Here is a 15724-nt window from a genome sequence, read left to right on the forward strand (position 1 = left end):
CGGAGCACGGGCGTGCACGCGACCATCGACGCGGTGTGGCGGCTGGAGGCCGCGCGCATCATCGCCGGTCTCGCCCGCATGGTGCACGACATCGGGCTCGCCGAGGAACTCGCGCAGGACGCGCTGGTCGCCGCGCTCGAACAGTGGCCGGAGTCGGGCGTCCCGGATAACCCGGGCGCCTGGCTCATGGCCGTCGGCAAGCGCCGCGCCGTCGACCGGATCCGGCGGCTGCGGCGGCTCGACGACAAGATCGAGCAGATCGGCCGCGACCTGGAGACCCAGGCGCCGCCCGAGGAGATCGACGTTCCGGACGACGACCGCATCGAGGACGACGTCCTCCGGCTGATCTTCACCGCCTGCCACCCCGTGCTGTCCGCGCGGGCGCGGGTCGCGCTGACGCTGCGCATGCTCGGCGGCCTCACCACCGAGGAGATCGCGCACGCCTTCCTCGTCCCCGAGGCGACCGTGGCGCAGCGGATCGTCCGGGCGAAACGGACGCTGTCGGAGTCGAACGTCCCGTTCGAGGTGCCCGAGGGACCGGACCGCGCGGCCCGGCTCGCGTCCGTGCTGGAGGTCGTCTACCTCGTCTTCAACGAGGGGTACGCCGCCAGCGCCGGCGACGCGTGGGTGCGGACGGACCTGTGCCGCGAGGCGCTGCGCCTCGGCCGGGTCCTCGCGGAGCTGGCCCCAGGCGAGCCCGAGGTGCACGGGCTCGTCGCGCTGATGGAGATCCAGGCGTCCCGCACCAGAGCCCGCACCGGGCCGTCCGGGGAGCCCGTCCCGCTGCCGGAGCAGGACCGCGCCCGCTGGGACCGGCTCCTGATCCACCGCGGGTTCGAGGCGCTGCTGCGCGCGAAGAGGATCGGGGAGCCGCCCGGCCCGTACGTCCTGCAGGCCGCGATCGCCGCCTGCCACGCGCAGGCGCTCACCGCCGAGGACACCGACTGGGCGCAGATCGCCGCCCTCTACGCGGTCCTCGCCCGCGTCGCGCCGTCCCCCGTCGTGGAGCTGAACCGGGCCGTGGCGGTCGGCATGGCGGAGGGCCCCGAGAAGGGCCTGGAGATCGCCGACGCGCTGGTGGACGAGCCCGCCCTGCGCGGCTACCACCTGCTGCCGAGCGTCCGCGGCGACCTGCTCGCCCGCCTCGGCCGCCCGGAGGAGGCCCGCGCGCAGTTCGAGCGCGCCGCGGAGCTCACCCGCAACGCGCCCGAACGCCGGGTCCTGCTGGACCGCGCCGCCTCGCTCAGTAGTCCCGCACCGTGAACGAGCCGACGATCTCCCCGAAGTCCTGGAAGTCGACGACCTCGGTCTCGGCGCCCATCTCGGCGTCGCGCTGGGCCTCGACCCGCGCCTTGTTGGTCAGCGCCAGCTCCTGGTTGGCGGCGACGTACCCGCGCAGCTCCTTCTCGTAGTTCGCGAACGCTGCGCGGTGGTCGCCGCCCGCCGCCTTCAGCTCCCCGGCCAGCACGTACGCGCCGACCATGGCCATGCTCGTGCCCTGCCCGGACAGCGGCGACCCGCAGTAGCCCGCGTCGCCGAGCAGGACGACCCGCCCCTTCGACCAGGAGTCCATGCGGATCTGCGCCATCGAGTCGAAGTGGAAGTCGGGCGCGTCCCACATCGTCTCCACCAGCTCGGGCAGCACCCAGCCGCCGCCGGCCAGCGCGTCCGCCATGATCTTCTTCTGCGCGGCGGTGTCGCGGTGGTCGTACTCGATCGGCCGCTCGGACTCGAACCCCAGGTAGACGCGGACCTCCTCGTTGCCCCGGACGCTCATCACGCCGCCGCCCCAGCTGCTGCCCGGCACCTGGTGGAACACCTGCCAGCGGTCCAGGCCGAGGAAGTTCGGGGCCGTCCACACCGCCAGGTAGGTGCCGAGGTGGGTGAGGTAGTCCTTCTCCGGCCCGAACACCAGCCGCCGCGTGGCCGAGTGCGCGCCGTCCGCGCCGACGACCAGGTCGAACGTGCGGATCAGCCCGCTGTGGAAGATGACCCGGACGCCGTCGCCGTCCTGCTCAAGCCCGGCGATCGAGTCGCCGTACAGGTACTCGACGCCGTCGCCGGCCGCCTCCGTCAGGATCCGGGACAGGTCGTCGCGCAGGATCTCCACGTCGGGGCTGTCCAGATCGCCGCCGGTGACCGTGTACTCCTCGCTGCGGTACAGCTCGTTGCCGTCCCCGTCCACCATGGACATGCCGCGCATCTCGACGCGGTGCTCGCGGATCCTGTCGAGGACGCCCATCCGCTCGGCGACCTCCAGCGCCGGACCCCGCACGTCGATCGCCTGCCCGCCGGCCCGCGGCCCTGGCGCCACCTCCACGACCGTCACGCCGAACCCGTACCGCCGCAGCCAGTACGCCAGCGCGGGGCCGCCGATGCTCGCACCCGAGATGAGGACGTTCTTCATGGGGACCTCCCTAGTCGGGCGGGACGTGTCTCCCGCGCCGATGAGAAGACTCGCCGCGCCCGCTGACCAACCCCGCACGAGCCGCTGACGGAGGCGTGCTCGACCGGTCAGGGCCGGGTGGCCCGATCGGTGGTCATGTCCCAAACTGGTGTTGGGTACTGATGCCACGGAGGGAGACCGGTGATCGATCGCTCAGACGTCCAGGCCGCCGCGGAACGGGTCGCGGGCCATGTCCGCCGCACGCCGATCATCGAGGTCGAGCCGGAGCCGCTCGCGCCCGCCGGGCGGATGTGGCTGAAGCTCGAACTGACCCAGCACACGGGGTCGTTCAAGGCGCGCGGTGCGTTCAACCACATCCTCGCCGCGCGGGAGGAGGGGCGGCTTCCGGAGGCGGGCGTCGTCGCGGCGTCCGGCGGGAACGCGGGGCTGGCCTTCGCGTACGCGGCGGCGCGGGCGGGCGTCCCGTCCGAGGTGTACGTGCCGGAGACGGCGCCCGCGGTGAAGGTCGCGCGGCTGCGGGCCCTCGGCGCCGCGGTCGTGCAGGTCGGCACCCGGTACGCCGAGGCGCAGGACGCCGCCACCAAGCGCGCCGCCGACACCGGCGCGCTGTTCTGCCACGCCTACGACCTGCCGGAGGTGTGCGCGGGCCAGGGCACGCTCGGCCTGGAGGTGCTGGAGCAGACCGGCGGCGGGGCCGACACGGTCCTGCTGGCGGTCGGCGGCGGAGGGCTGATGGCGGGCGTCGCCGCCGCGCTCGAAGGGCGGGCGCGCGTCGTGGGCGCCGAGCCCGTGACGGCCCCGACCCTCGAACGCGCCCTGGACGCCGGACGTCCCGTGGACGTGGAGGTGTCGGGTGTCGCCGCCGACTCCCTCGGCGCGTCCCGGGCCGGTGAGATCGCGTTCGCGGTCGCCTCCCGCACCGGGGCGCGGTCCGTCCTGGTCACCGACGAGGCGATCATCGAGGCCCGCCGGTTCGTGTGGGAGGAGTACCGGCTCGTCGTCGAGCACGGCACGGCCGCCGCCGTGGCCGCGCTGCGCTGCGGCGCCTACCGCCCGTCCGCCGGGGAGCGCGTCGTGGTCGTCCTGTGCGGCGCCAACACCGACCCGTCCGACCTGGCCTGACGCCCTCCGGCGCGCCTCATCCGTCGGCGCGGAGGGCCTGGAGCGGCAGCAACCGCACCTGCGCGGCGGGACGGGCCGTGCCGGTCGCGGGCCGGCTGCCGCACAGCGCCTCCACCACGTGCGCGGCCAGCGCGTTGTCGATCGGGTGCGGGACGGGCGTGCCGCTGGCGCTGAGCTGCTGGTACTTCATCAGGTTGAAGGCCAGCGAGATCTGCCGCTCGCCCCCGGCGGACGTCAGGGACTGGGTCCCGGCGCCGAAGACCGCGCCGTCGTGGCCCCAGAACGTCCCGCACGGGAGGTCGAGGGAGTAGAGCCCGAGGCCGTAGTTCATCAGGACGTTGCCGTCCGCGTCCTTCACCGGAACGGTCCGCCGCATCTGCGCCAGGGCGTCGGGCCCGATGAGGTCGCCGGCGAGGAGCCTGCGGTAGAAGCGGTTGAGGTCGTCCATGGTGGAGACCAGAGCGCCCGCCGTCCACGCCCAGCTCATGTCGAAGGCGCTGTAGTCGCGGGGCGGCGTCACGTGCTGGTACAGCGACTCGTACATCCGCGGGTGCGGGCCCGCTATCCAGGACGAGGACGGGAAGTAGGTGTGCTTCAGCCCGGCCTTGCGGATGACGTTGCGGGTGATGTACTTCTCCGCCTTGGTCCCGGTCACCTTCTCCAGGAGTTCCCCGGCGATGATGTAGTTGGTGTTGGAGTACGACCAGCGCTCCCCCGGCTCTCCCGTGCGCGGCGCCTGCAACCCCCACGCGATGAGCTGCGCGGGCCGGACGCTGCGGAACCGGTACTCGTCCAGGCTGTCGGCCGAGAGTTCCCGCAGCGAGGGGAACGCCGCGGAGACGTAGTCACCGATGCCGCTCGTGTGGTCGAGCACCATCCGCACGGTCGTCTGCTCGCCGTAGCGTCCCGGAACGAGGCCGGGCAGGTAGCGGCCGACCGGGGCGTCAAGGTCGACATGGCCCCGCTCGACCTGCTGGAGGATCGCGGTGGCGACGAACGACTTGGTGATGCTGCCGACGCGCTGACGCATGCCCGGAGTGACCGGGCGGCCCGTTCGCACGTCCGCGACACCGGCCGCGCCGTCCCACGCCGTGCGTCCGTCCCGGACCCCGGAGAACAGCCCGTACATGCCGGCGTCGTGCGTGGCATCCAGGGTGGCCCGCAGCTTGGCGGGATCGAACGGGACCGTGGGCGGCAGCGCCGTGGCGATCGCGGACGGACCCACGTCCGGCCCGGCCGCCGTCGCCGCGACCTGGGCGGTCGCCAACGTCAGAACGAGCGCCGCACCCGCGGCGGCGCCCCTGACGGCGCCGCGCGCCGTCAGCCGTCCCAGCCCTCTGGCCATCGTTCCCGTCTCTCCGCGCCGACCGCGTTCCCGAAGGAGCCTCTTCTAGATCATCCACTCTCTCACCTCGGGGGTGGAAGCGGCCCCGGAGCCACCAAAACGGGTCGGAGACGACACGTGCCACCGGACGTCGCGGCGACAGGAGCTTGACATCGGCCCTCCGGTTTCTTATAACTGGATTTGCAAGTTTCCTCTTGTACGAGGAACAGGTAATCGGCGCTCAGCCAGGCGCCGAGGTCTTCGGAGGTGATGGACCATGTTGCTGACGTCGATCGACCCGTTCGTGCAGGAGTTCGAGCGGCAGTTCGACCGGGCGGTCCGGCAGGCCGCCGGCCAGGGCGGCGCCGGCATGCCGATGGACGGCATCCGCCGCGCCGACGACGTCGTCCTGCGGTTCGACCTGCCGGGGGTCGACCCCGGCTCCATCGAGGTCACCGTCGACCGCGGCGTGCTCACGGTCACCGCGCGCCGCGAGGAGGAGTTCGGCGAGGACGAGCGCGTCTTCGTCCGCGAGCGCACGATGGGCGCCTTCACCCGCCGCGTCTACCTGTCGGAGCACCTGGACGCCGAGGCGATCGAGGCCGCCTACGACAACGGCGTCCTCGCCGTCCGCATCCCCGTGCTGGAGCGGGCGCGGCCCCGGAAGGTGGCCGTCCAGCAGTCCGACGGCGGCCGGAAGGCGATCAGGAACTGACGCGCGACGTCCGGGCGGCCCCGGCCCGCGCGGCCCTCGGCGTGCCGCGCGGGCCGGGGCCGCCCGCATGGTCCGGCAGTCCGCCGGAACCGCACCGGCGCCGAGGAGGCCCCCCATGAACCTGCCGTTCGACGACGAGCACGCCGCGCTGTTCACGGTGGGGCAGGTGGCGCAGATGCTGGACGTCCAGCAGGCGTTCCTGCGCCGCGTCGACGACCACCGGGTCGTGTCCCCCCAGCGCTCGACCGGCGGGCAGCGCCGCTACAGCCGCCACGAGATCGGCCGCATCCAGGAGGTCGTCTCGATGATGGGCGAGGGCATGACGCTGCCGGCGATCCGGCGCATCTTCGAGCTCCAGCACGAGGTGGCCGAGCTGACCCGGGAGCGCGACGAACTCGCCCGGCGGCTGGCCTCGGGCCCCGGCTCCGCGACCTGACGTCCCGGGGGCGGGCACGCCGGAGGGGTCGTGCGGCCCCGACGGCGCGCCGGCCCGCGGGTCAGCCGAGCAGGTCCGCGAGGGTCTCGCGGCGGGACGGGTGGCGCAACTTGTGCATGCCCTTGGACTCGATCTGCCGGATGCGCTCACGCGTCACCCCGTAGACCTTGCCGACCTCCTCCAGGGTCTTCGGCTCGCCGCCCGACAGCCCGAAGCGCAGCGAGATGACGCCGGCCTCGCGCTCGGTGAGCGTCTCCAGGACGGCGTCGAGCCGCCCGCGCAGCATCGAGGTCGCCACGACGTCGGCGGGGTCGCCGCCCTCGGGGTCCTCGATGACGTCGGCGAGCTCGCCGTCGCCGTCCTCGCCGAGCGGCGTGTGCAGGGACAGCGGCTCGCGGGCCTGCCGCCGCAGCCACTCGACCTTCTCCGGCGTGACGTCGAGCTCGACGGCCAGCTCCTGCGAGGTCGGCTCGCGGCCGAGGTCCTGCATCATCCGCCGCCGGACGCGCGTCATCCGGTTGAGCACCTCGACGACGTGCACCGGAATGCGGATGGTGCGGCTCTGGTCGGCCAGCGCGCGGCTGATCGCCTGCTTGATCCACCAGACGGCGTAGGTGGAGAACTTCAGGCCGCGGCGGTACTCGAACTTCTCCACGGCGCGGATCAGGCCCAGGTTGCCCTCCTGCACGAGGTCGTTCAGCTGTAGGCCGTGGCCCATGTAGCGCTTGGCGAGCGACACGACGAGGCGCAGGTTCGCCTCGACCATGTGCTCCTTGGCGCGGGCACCGTCGGCGGCGATCCACTCCAGGTCCTGCTTGTCCTGGAGGCTCAGTTCGTCGCCCAGGGTCATGAGGCGCTCTCGGGCGAACAGGCCGGCCTCGATGCGCTTGGCCAGGTCGACCTCCTGCTCGGCGGTGAGCAGCGCGGTGCGCCCGATGCGGGACAGGTAGTCCTTCATCGGGTCGACGAGGTTCACGGTGGAGCGGGGGGTTGCGCTCGGCGCGTGGCTGGCGTTCAGGGCTGTGTCCTTTGCTCGTCCGGCGGCCGGGAGGGAACGGTCACCCGGTCTCGGTACCCGTCAGGCTCGCGAGCCAAACTTGGAACCGACCTAAGTATGTGTCAAGTACGAACTTAGGTCGAATTATGAGAGGATGGCGGCATGGGACTGCGGGAGATGAAGAAGCAGCAGACGCGCGAGAGCATCTCGAACCAGGCGACCCGCCTGTTCCTGCGGCACGGCTTCGACCGCGTGACGATCGCCGACGTCGCCGCGGCGGCGCAGGTGGCGAAGATGACCGTCACCAACTACTTCCCGCGGAAGGAGGACCTGGCGCTCGACCTGCACGAGGTGTTCGTCGCCCTCCTCGCGCGCACGGTCGCCGAGCGGAAGCCGGGCGAGTCCGCGCTGGCCGCGCTGCGCCGGGCCTTCCTGGAGGCCGTCCGGCGGCACGACGCCGTGATCGGCTTCTCCGGTCCCGACTTCGCCCGGATGATCACTGAGAGCCCGGCGCTGGTGGCGCGGCTCCGCGAGTTCCACGAGGAGCGGGAGGACGCCCTCGCCGCCGTCCTCGCCGAGGAGACCGGAGCGGGCCCGGGCGACGCCCTCCCCCGCCTCGCCGCCGCGCAGCTCGGCGGCGCCCACCGCGTCCTGTTCGGCGAGGCCCTGCGCCGCACCGTGCGGGGCGAGACCCACGAGGAGATCGAGGCGGCCCTCGCGGAGACCGCGAAGACCGCCTTCGACCTGCTCGAACCGTCCCTGGGCACCTACGCGACCCGGCCGGCGCCCCAGGGCCGCAAGACGATCTAGGCGCCCTCCCGGATGACCAGGAGGAGGTCGCCGGCCTGGACGGGCGTCGCCTCCGGGACTGCCAGCCGGGCGACCGCGCCCGCGACCGGAGCGGTGATCGCCGCCTCCATCTTCATGGCCTCGATGGTGGCGACCACGTCCCCCGCGGCGACCTCGTCGCCCTTGGACACCCGCAGCGTCACCGAGCCGTCGAAGGGGGCGGCGACATGGCCGGGCTCGGCGGGATCGGCGCGCTCGACCGGCGGCGCATCGGACTTGACGGACTTGTCGCGGACGGAGAGTGTCCGGAGCTGGCCGTTCACCGAGCAGATGACCTGCCGGACGCCCGCCTCGTCGACGTCGCCGACGGCCTCCAGCCCGGCCAGGACGCGGACGCCGGGTTCGAGGTCGAACGCCACCTCGTGCCCGGCGCGCAGCCCGTACAGGAACGGGCCGGTCGGCAGGACGGAGAGGTCGCCGTAGGCGGCGCGGGCCTCGCGGTAGTCCTTCGCCGGGCCGGGGAAGAGGAGGCGGTCGAGCGTGTCGCGAACCTCTGGGCCGGCCAGAGCCTTCTCCTCGGCGCCGTCCAGTTCGGCCCGGGCGGGCGTGTACTGGCGCCCCGCGAGCGCCTTGGCGCGGAACGGCTCGGGCCAGCCGCCGGGCGGATCGCCCAGTTCGCCGTTCAGGAACCCGATGACGCTGTCGGGGATGTCGTAGCGGTCCGGGTTCTCGGCGAAGTCGTCCGGGTCGGCGCCCGCCGCGACCAGGTGCAGCGCCAGGTCGCCGACGACCTTGCTGGACGGGGTGACCTTCACGAGCCGCCCGAGGATGGCGTCGGCGGCGGCGTAGAGGCGCTCGATCTCCTCGAAGCGGTCGCCGAGGCCGAGGGCGACGGCCTGCTGCCGCAGGTTGGACAGCTGCCCGCCCGGGATCTCGTGCCGGTAGACCCGTCCGGTAGGCGATGGGAGCCCCATCTCGAACGGCGCGTAGAGCCTCCGGACGGCCTCCCAGTACGGCTCCATGACGGTGAGCGCGTCCAGGTCGATCCCGGTGGCCTGCTGGGTGAAGTCGGTCGCGGCCACGATCGCCTGGAGCGGCGGCTGGCTCGTGGTGCCCGAGAGCGGCGCGGCGGCCCCGTCGACGGCGTCGACACCCGCTTCGATGGCGGCGATGTAGGTGCCGATCTGCCCGCCTGCCGTGTCGTGGGTGTGCAGGTGGACCGGCAGGTCGAACCGCTCGCGGAGGGCCCCGACGAGGGTGCGCGCGGCGGGCGCCCTGAGCAGGCCGGCCATGTCCTTGATGCAGAGGATGTGGACCCCCGCGTTGACCAGTTCCTCTGCCAGCCGCAGGTAGTAGTCGAGCGTGTAGAGCTGTTCGTCCGGGGAGGACAGGTCGCCCGTGTAGCAGAGCGTGCCCTCCACCAGCGCGTGTGTCTGGAGGGCCGCGTCGATGGCCGGACGCATGCGGTCCACGTCGTTCAGGGCGTCGAACACACGGAAGATGTCGACTCCCGTACTGGCCGCCTCCTTCACGAAGGCCCGAGCCACCGAGTCGGGGTACGGCGTGTAGCCGACGGTGTTGCGGCCACGCAGAAGCATCTGGATGCACAGGTTGGGTGCTGCTTCGCGGATCGCGGCCAGCCTGTCCCAGGGCGACTCGCCCAGGAACCGGAGCGCGACGTCATAGGTTGCCCCACCCCACGCCTCGACGGAGAGAAGCTGCGGCGTCATCCGGGCGAGGTAGGGCGCGGCTGCCAGCAGGTCATACGTACGTACTCGCGTAGCCAGGAGCGACTGATGCGCGTCGCGGAACGTCGTGTCAGTGACGGCCAAGGCGTCCTGGTTGCGGAGTTGCTCGGCGAACGCGCGCGGGCCGAGCGCCAGCAGCCGGTCACGCGAGCCCTCGGGGAACGGCCCGTCGAGGTCGAGCGGCGGCAGCTTCGTCGCCGGGTCCAGGTCGGTGGGCGCCTCGCCGTGCGGCTTGTTGACCGTGACGTCCGCCAGGTACCGGACGAGCCGCGTCGCGCGGTCGCCGCTGGATCGGGCCGTGAGCAGGTCGGGATGGTCGGCGATGTAGGACGTGGTGACGCCCCCCGCGCGGAAGTCGGGCTCGTCCAGCAGCGCCCGCAGGAACGGGATGTTGGACGCGACTCCCCTGATGCGGAACTCGGCGACGGCCCGGCGCGCCCGCCGCACCGCGTCCTCGAACGTCCGGCCGCGGCACGTCAGCTTCACCAGCAGCGAGTCGAAGTGCGGCGAGATGATCGCGCCTCCGTAGGCCGTGCCGGTGTCGAGCCGCACGCCGGCGCCGCCCGGGGACCGGTACGCGGAGATCTTCCCGGTGTCGGGACGGAAGCCGTTCGCCGGGTCCTCGGTCGTGATGCGGCACTGCACGGCGAACCCGCTCACGCTGACCCCGTCCTGCGCGATGCCGAGGTCGTCGAGCGTCTCGCCGCCGGCGATGCGCAGCTGGCTCTGCACCAGGTCGACGCCCGTGACCTCCTCGGTGACGGTGTGCTCGACCTGGATGCGGGGGTTCATCTCGATGAAGACGTGCTCACCACGGTCGTTCACAAGGAACTCGACCGTTCCCGCGTTCTCGTAGCCGATCTCCTGGGCGAAGCTGACCGCGTCGTCGCACAGCCGCCGGACCGTCTCCGCGTCCAGCCCCGGCGCGGGCGCGATCTCGACGACCTTCTGGTGGCGGCGCTGCACCGAGCAGTCGCGCTCGCGCAGGTGGACGATGTGCCCGGCGCCGTCCGCGAGGACCTGCACCTCGATGTGACGCGGACGGTCCACCGCCTGCTCCAGGAACACCGTCGGGTCGCCGAACGCGCTCTCGGCCTCGCGGCGCGCCGTGTCCACGGCGGCCTCCAGCTCCTCGCGGTGGTCGACGCGGCGCAGCCCGCGCCCGCCGCCGCCCGCCGCGGCCTTCACGAACAGCGGGAACCCGACCTCGTCGGCCGCCTCCAGCTCCCGTCCCGGCTCGGGCGTCGCCGAGCGCAGCACCGGAAGGCCCGCGCGCCGCGCCGCCGCGACCGCCTCGATCTTGTTGCCCGCCAGGCTCAGCACCCGCGACGGCGGGCCGACGAACTTGATCCCGTTGCGCTCGCACGCCGCCGCCAGCTCGGGGCTCTCCGACAGGAACCCGTACCCGGGGTAGACGGCGTCGGCGCCGACCCGCAGCGCCGTCTCCACGATCCCGTCCACGTCGAGGTAGGCGCGGACGGGATGGCCGAGCTCCCCGATCTCGTACGCCTCGTCCGCCTTCTGCCTGTGCAGGGACAGGCGGTCCTCGTGCGCGTACACGGCGACGCTGGCGATGCCGAGTTCGTACGCCGCGCGGAAGGCGCGCACGGCGATCTCGCCACGGTTGGCGACGAGCAGCTTACTGATCACGTGTGTCTCCCAGGAGAGGTGCGGGCGCGTCCGGCCGCGCCCGACGGCCTCCTGGGCTCCACGCTGAGCCGCTCCTGCCGGGACGAACCCGTGGGCGAACCGGATCCTCGGATACCTACCCAGTCGCGCGGTCCGGACGGCCCCGCCCGCCCACGAGAACAAAGGGACAGATGATACGTAAAGTGAAAAGAGGGGAAAGTTTCGCCCACCGTGGCGGCGTGCCGCGGGCGCGGGGCCGGATCCGGTCGCCCGCTAAACGGAACGATCACTCGGAATAGCCGGAAGGATCTTGCGGTTGCAACTACCGTGCGAGATCCCGCCAGCCGGGTAGCACTCATGTCAGCGACCCATGGAGGTGAACCGTGCCGAGCAGCATTCCCCGCACCCGTTCGAACAGTGAGCGCAAACACGTGAGAACCACGTCGCTCCGCGCCCTCGCGGTCGCCGCACAGTTGGAACGCAACCATGCCCCGGAGGGTCCACCGGGCAACGTGCAGGGCCGGGCGGAGAGCCGCCGCCGTCGGCGGACACCCGACCCGGCCTGACACCCCGCCCGGCCGCACCTCCGGTCAGGCATGAGAAAGCCCCCGCGACGCGGGGGCTTTCGTGCTTCCTGCGCCGGATCGAGCCCGGCCGGACGCGGAAGTCGCCGTGCTAGGCGCGGGCCATCTCGAAGAACTTGCGGACGGTGGCGCGCGTGCGTTCCGTGCCCACGCTCTCCACCATCGCGGTGAGGTGCTCCGCGCCGAGAACGGCCAGGAGCGCGTGCGCGGCGGCCTCTCCGTCCGGGACGGCGTCGCCGCGCTGGTCGAGCAGGATCGTCAGATGCCGGTGCCAGAAGCCGTAGGCGCCGATCCGGTACCGGGCGCCCGGCGAAGCGGTCTCCGACATGCGGACCAGCGAAAGATGGTCGAGCACGTAGTTCAGGTAGGCGTCCGCGAAGGCGTGCAGCCGCTCGGACGGGGCCACGACCGCGCCCTCCTCCCCCGGGCCCAGGGGAGACGGCCCGGACAGGATCGCATCCTGGAGTTCGCGTTCGCGTTCGTTCAGGAGCGCGACGGCGAGGCCCGCCTTGTCGCCGAACCGGCGGAAGAGCGTGCCCTTGCCGACGCCCGCCTCGGCGGCGACGGCGTCCATCGAGACCGCCTCCACCCCGTGCCGGGCAAAGAGGGCGGCAGCGGCATCCAGCACCTTCACGCGGTTGCGAGCGGCGTCGGCGCGCTCCTTGGGCGGCGGGGTCCGCATCAACTCCAGATCGACGCGCCTCGCACCGGCCGGGCGACGGTCCATCATCGCCTCCTCCCCTGACATTCAACCGGACTATAGTCCCATTAGCTGCCCGCGGCCACCATCGCTTGATCACCCGCTTTGCCGACCGCATACCATCGTTGGCCATAGTCTTGCGGAACGGTCCTGGGACGATGCGGAACTACGGGGAGCGAGTGGTGTGACGGACAGGACGATGCCGGACGCCCATCCGCTGCTGTCGGGGGACCCGGATGAGCTCGGCGGTTACGAGATCCTGGGTCGCCTCGGCGAGGGCGGGCAAGGCGCGGTCTTCCTGGGGCGCCCGCGCGGCGAGGCCGGAAGCAGCCGCCCCGACGACCTCGTCGCGATCAAGCTGCTGCACGGCAGGCTCGCGGGGGACGAGTCCGCCCGCGCGCGCTTCGTCCGGGAACTGGAGGTCGCCAAGCGCGTCGCGCGCTTCTGCACCGCGCAGGTCCTGGACGCCGACGTCGCAGGCGACCAGCCCTACATCGTCAGCGAGTACGTGCCCGGCCTGTCGCTGTTCCACATCGTGCGGGCGGAAGGTCCGCGCCGGGGCGGCGCCCTGGAGCGGCTCGCGGTAGGCACTCTCACCGCGCTCACGGCGATCCACCAGGCCGGGATCGTGCACCGCGACTTCAAACCGCGCAACGTCATGATGGGCCCGGACGGCCCACGCGTCATCGACTTCGGCGTGGCGCGCGCGCTGGGCGCCGCAGGCGAGACGCAGAACGTCGGCACCCCCGCCTACATGGCCCCGGAGCACTTCACCGGCGACCAGGTCGGCCCTGCGGCCGACATGTTCGCCTGGGGCACGACCATGGCGTTCGCCGCCACGGGACGTCCCGCGTTCGGCAACGACGAGATGGCCACGGTCATGCAGCGGATCCTGACCGGCGAGCCGGATCTCGGCGACCTGCCGAGCCCGATGCGCGAACTCGTCCTCGCGTGCCTGGCCAAGGAGTCCTCGCTGCGCCCGACCGCCCGCGAGGCCCAGGAGCGGCTGGTCGGCGCGGCCAGCGGCGCGCCCGGCGGCGCGGTCGGTGGCGCGGTCGGTGGCGCGGTCGGTGGCGCGGTCGGTGGCGCGGTCGGCGGCGCACCCGGTGGCGCACCCGGTGGCGCACCCGGTGGCGCGGTCGGCGGCGCGGCCGGGGCGGTGTTGCCGCGTGAGCAGACGGCCCCGCAGCCGCGTCCGTTCGCAGAGCAGACACCGCCTCCGAGCGGCCACGGCGGCCAGGAAAGCCACGGTCACGGTGCGCCGGCGATGCCGCCGCCGCTTCCTCCGGCACCGTCCAACGACCACGGGTCGGACGGCCGGGGACGCGGACGGCTCGCCATTCCGATCGCGGCGGCCGTGGCGGTGGCGTTGGTCATCGCGGGCGGCGCCGCGTGGGCCGCGACACGGCCGAGCGGCGACAAGGGCCGGTCCACCTCGGCGTCCGACGAGAACCATGGCGTAGGGGGCGACACCGGCTCCGCGAACGGCGCGGCCGGCGGCCCCCAGAACCCGGCGAAGACGAAACCAGGACAGCCGAAGCCCGGAAAGAGCGGGAGCCCCGCGAACCCCACCGCGTCCCCGAAACCGGGTTCGCCGAAGCAGCCCGGTGGGTCGACCCCCACCAGGGGCACCGGCGGCGGCACTTCGACGCCTCCCAAGGAACCGCCCAACAAGTACACGCCGCAGTCCGCGTGCAACAGCGGCGGCAAGGGGAGCGGGTACTACGTCCTGCGCTCCATGAACGTGTCCGGCGGCGTCGCCTACCTGCTCTACAGCAACTCCACCAAGTACAACTGCGCCGTCACCATCAAGTCGAAGCACGTCGGCACGAAGTCACCGGTCTCCGCCTGGGTCCAGAAGAAGGGCGGAGGCGCCGTCAGCGACAGCGGCTCGTTCGCCTGGTACGCGGGGCCGGTCTACGTGAGCGCGCCCGGGACGTGCGTCCGCTTCGGCGGCAACGGCGGTACGGCCCCCTACGGCAACTGCGGCTGACGCTCAGCGCCGGGCCTGCGGGAAACCCGGGCCCGGCATGAGCCGGGCCTGACATGAACAAGGCCACCCTCGCGCCTGGGGTGGCCTGTGTCTCCTGCGGAGGTCGGGTCGACGTTCGGGTGCACCGGTGCCGACCCGGCCGCTGCTGGATCAGTTACGGGAGGCGATGAGATGGTCGAAGTCGCCGTCCTTGGCTCCAAGGATGAGCGCTTCTATCTCGGGGCGGGTGTAGATGAGGGCCGGACCCTCGGGATGGCGGGAGTTGCGCATCGCCACCTGCCCACCGGGCAGTTCGGCGATTTCCACACAGTTCCCCTGGGAATTGCTGCGCCGGGACTTCAGCCATCGTGCTCCGAGGAGCTCGGCGGCCGACATCCCGTTGTCGTAATCGGTCTGGAGCATCATGTCTCTCTGAGAAGATCACCGAGAAGCTCGACGGTGCGCTCCGGGGTCGCACTGTCGACACACAGGCGTTCCATCGCCTGCAGGTAGGTGTCGACGTCGTCGCGCTTGTCCAGGTACATCGCGCCGGTGAGGTTCTCGACGTAAACCACGTCCGGCAGATCCTGCTCGGGAAAGCGCAGGATCGTGAAGGCGCCCCCCTCGGCCGCGTGGCCTCCGAACCTGAACGGCATGATCTGGATGGTGACGTTGGGCAGCTTCGACATCTCGATGAGGTGCTCGAACTGGCCCCGCATCACTTCCGGTCCGCCGATGGGGCGCCGCAGCGCCCCCTCGTCCACAACGGCCCACAGGCGCGGCGCTTCCGCGCCCGTGAGGCGTTCCTGACGCTGCAGGCGCAGCTCCACGCGCTGGTCGATCTCGTGTTCGGCGGCCCCGGCGTTGCCCAGGCGGATCACCGCACGCGCATACCCCTCCGACTGCAGCAGTCCCGGGACGAACTGCAGTTCATATGTGCGGATCAACGCCGCCGACTCCTCCAGGCCCACATAGGTCTGGAACCAGCCGGGCAACACGTCGTTGTACCGGTGCCACCAACCGGGGGTGTTGGCCTCCCGCGCAAGCTGTAGCAGCGCCTCGCGTTCCGTCTTGTCGCCGACGCCGTACAACGTGAGCAGGTCGTCCACGTCTCGTTCTTTGAAGCTGACCCTGCCGAGCTCAAGACGGCTGATCTTCGACTCCGACGCGCGGATGACGTAGCCGGCGTCCTGACGGGTCACGCCCTTCTGCTCGCGCAGACGGCGAAGCTGCGACCCGAGCAGGATCCGACGGACCGTCGACCCGCTTCCCGGCGTCTCTGGAGTCACGCCCAACCTCCC

Annotated in this window: 13 protein-coding genes; 6 read left to right on the forward strand and 7 right to left on the reverse strand. The window is 72.3% G+C overall.

Translation table 11 applies throughout. The annotated features are described in order from the left end of the window. Positions 1 to 78 precede the first annotated feature (78 nt). Positions 79 to 1263, forward strand: coding sequence for an RNA polymerase sigma factor (locus BJY14_RS14745; protein ID WP_179849393.1), 1185 nt, complete (start codon positions 79 to 81; stop codon positions 1261 to 1263). On the opposite strand, the gene BJY14_RS14750 is transcribed toward BJY14_RS14745, so the two are convergent. After that, positions 1244 to 2407 (reverse strand): FAD-dependent monooxygenase, encoded by a 1164-nt coding sequence (locus BJY14_RS14750; protein ID WP_179844133.1) that lies wholly within the window; start codon positions 2405 to 2407, stop codon positions 1244 to 1246. The two genes, BJY14_RS14745 and BJY14_RS14750, sit on opposite strands and share 20 nt — an antisense overlap. 180 nt (positions 2408 to 2587) lie before the next feature. Between BJY14_RS14750 and BJY14_RS14755 the strand changes: the two genes are divergently transcribed. After that, positions 2588 to 3529 carry a threonine/serine dehydratase gene (locus BJY14_RS14755; RefSeq protein ID WP_179844134.1) on the forward strand — a complete coding sequence of 314 codons (942 nt, stop codon included), beginning with the start codon at positions 2588 to 2590 and terminating at the stop codon, positions 3527 to 3529. 16 nt (positions 3530 to 3545) lie between these two features. Here the strand turns inward: BJY14_RS14755 and BJY14_RS14760 are convergent, their stop codons facing one another. Then, positions 3546 to 4874 (reverse strand): serine hydrolase domain-containing protein, encoded by a 1329-nt coding sequence (locus BJY14_RS14760; protein WP_179844135.1) that lies wholly within the window; start codon positions 4872 to 4874, stop codon positions 3546 to 3548. Between the two features lie 256 nt (positions 4875 to 5130). Between BJY14_RS14760 and BJY14_RS14765 the strand changes: the two genes are divergently transcribed. After that, positions 5131 to 5568 carry an Hsp20/alpha crystallin family protein gene (locus BJY14_RS14765; RefSeq protein ID WP_179844136.1) on the forward strand — a complete coding sequence of 146 codons (438 nt, stop codon included), beginning with the start codon at positions 5131 to 5133 and terminating at the stop codon, positions 5566 to 5568. Between the two features lie 115 nt (positions 5569 to 5683). Beyond that, entirely contained in the window at positions 5684 to 6004 is a 321-nt protein-coding gene (locus BJY14_RS14770; protein WP_179844137.1) for a MerR family transcriptional regulator, read from the forward strand. Positions 6005 to 6065: 61 nt separating this feature from the next. On the opposite strand, the gene BJY14_RS14775 is transcribed toward BJY14_RS14770, so the two are convergent. Further along, positions 6066 to 6980 carry an RNA polymerase sigma factor gene (locus BJY14_RS14775; protein ID WP_372505465.1) on the reverse strand — a complete coding sequence of 305 codons (915 nt, stop codon included), beginning with the start codon at positions 6978 to 6980 and terminating at the stop codon, positions 6066 to 6068. A gap of 183 nt (positions 6981 to 7163) precedes the next feature. On the opposite strand from BJY14_RS14775, the gene BJY14_RS14780 reads away from it, so the two are divergent. Then, entirely contained in the window at positions 7164 to 7811 is a 648-nt protein-coding gene (locus tag BJY14_RS14780; protein ID WP_179844138.1) for a TetR/AcrR family transcriptional regulator, read from the forward strand. On the opposite strand, the gene BJY14_RS14785 is transcribed toward BJY14_RS14780, so the two are convergent. Beyond that, complete coding sequence (locus tag BJY14_RS14785) at positions 7808 to 11188, reverse strand: pyruvate carboxylase (RefSeq protein ID WP_179844139.1); 3381 nt, start codon at positions 11186 to 11188, stop codon at positions 7808 to 7810. The two genes, BJY14_RS14780 and BJY14_RS14785, sit on opposite strands and share 4 nt — an antisense overlap. A gap of 654 nt (positions 11189 to 11842) precedes the next feature. Next, entirely contained in the window at positions 11843 to 12499 is a 657-nt protein-coding gene (locus tag BJY14_RS14790; protein WP_246395916.1) for a TetR/AcrR family transcriptional regulator, read from the reverse strand. Between the two features lie 136 nt (positions 12500 to 12635). On the opposite strand from BJY14_RS14790, the gene BJY14_RS14795 reads away from it, so the two are divergent. Then, positions 12636 to 14444, forward strand: coding sequence for a serine/threonine protein kinase (locus BJY14_RS14795; RefSeq protein ID WP_312879228.1), 1809 nt, complete (start codon positions 12636 to 12638; stop codon positions 14442 to 14444). Positions 14445 to 14594: 150 nt separating this feature from the next. Here the strand turns inward: BJY14_RS14795 and BJY14_RS14800 are convergent, their stop codons facing one another. Continuing rightward, positions 14595 to 14849: a DUF397 domain-containing protein gene (locus BJY14_RS14800; RefSeq protein ID WP_021595104.1), complete on the reverse strand. Its 255-nt coding sequence runs from the start codon at positions 14847 to 14849 to the stop codon at positions 14595 to 14597. Then, positions 14846 to 15712: a Sco1979 family transcriptional regulator gene (locus BJY14_RS14805; RefSeq protein ID WP_179844140.1), complete on the reverse strand. Its 867-nt coding sequence runs from the start codon at positions 15710 to 15712 to the stop codon at positions 14846 to 14848. The genes BJY14_RS14800 and BJY14_RS14805 overlap by 4 nt, the downstream gene beginning before the upstream one ends. Between the last annotated feature and the right edge of the window lie 12 nt (positions 15713 to 15724).

The sequence above is a fragment of the Actinomadura luteofluorescens genome (assembly GCF_013409365.1).
Taxonomy (GTDB): Bacteria; Actinomycetota; Actinomycetes; order Streptosporangiales; family Streptosporangiaceae; genus Spirillospora; species Spirillospora luteofluorescens.

What these genes read in the sequence shown, in the direction of transcription:
- BJY14_RS14770 (WP_179844137.1), top strand. Translation starts at nt 5,684, where the DNA reads ATGAACCTGCCGTTCGACGACGAGCACGCCGCGCTGTTCACGGTGGGG.
- BJY14_RS14790 (WP_246395916.1), bottom strand. Translation starts at nt 12,499, where the DNA reads ATGTCAGGGGAGGAGGCGATGATGGACCGTCGCCCGGCCGGTGCGAGG.
- BJY14_RS14780 (WP_179844138.1), top strand. Translation starts at nt 7,164, where the DNA reads ATGGGACTGCGGGAGATGAAGAAGCAGCAGACGCGCGAGAGCATCTCG.
- BJY14_RS14765 (WP_179844136.1), top strand. Translation starts at nt 5,131, where the DNA reads ATGTTGCTGACGTCGATCGACCCGTTCGTGCAGGAGTTCGAGCGGCAG.
- BJY14_RS14750 (WP_179844133.1), bottom strand. Translation starts at nt 2,407, where the DNA reads ATGAAGAACGTCCTCATCTCGGGTGCGAGCATCGGCGGCCCCGCGCTG.
- BJY14_RS14800 (WP_021595104.1), bottom strand. Translation starts at nt 14,849, where the DNA reads ATGATGCTCCAGACCGATTACGACAACGGGATGTCGGCCGCCGAGCTC.
- BJY14_RS14760 (WP_179844135.1), bottom strand. Translation starts at nt 4,874, where the DNA reads ATGGCCAGAGGGCTGGGACGGCTGACGGCGCGCGGCGCCGTCAGGGGC.
- BJY14_RS14745 (WP_179849393.1), top strand. Translation starts at nt 79, where the DNA reads ATGGTGCACGACATCGGGCTCGCCGAGGAACTCGCGCAGGACGCGCTG.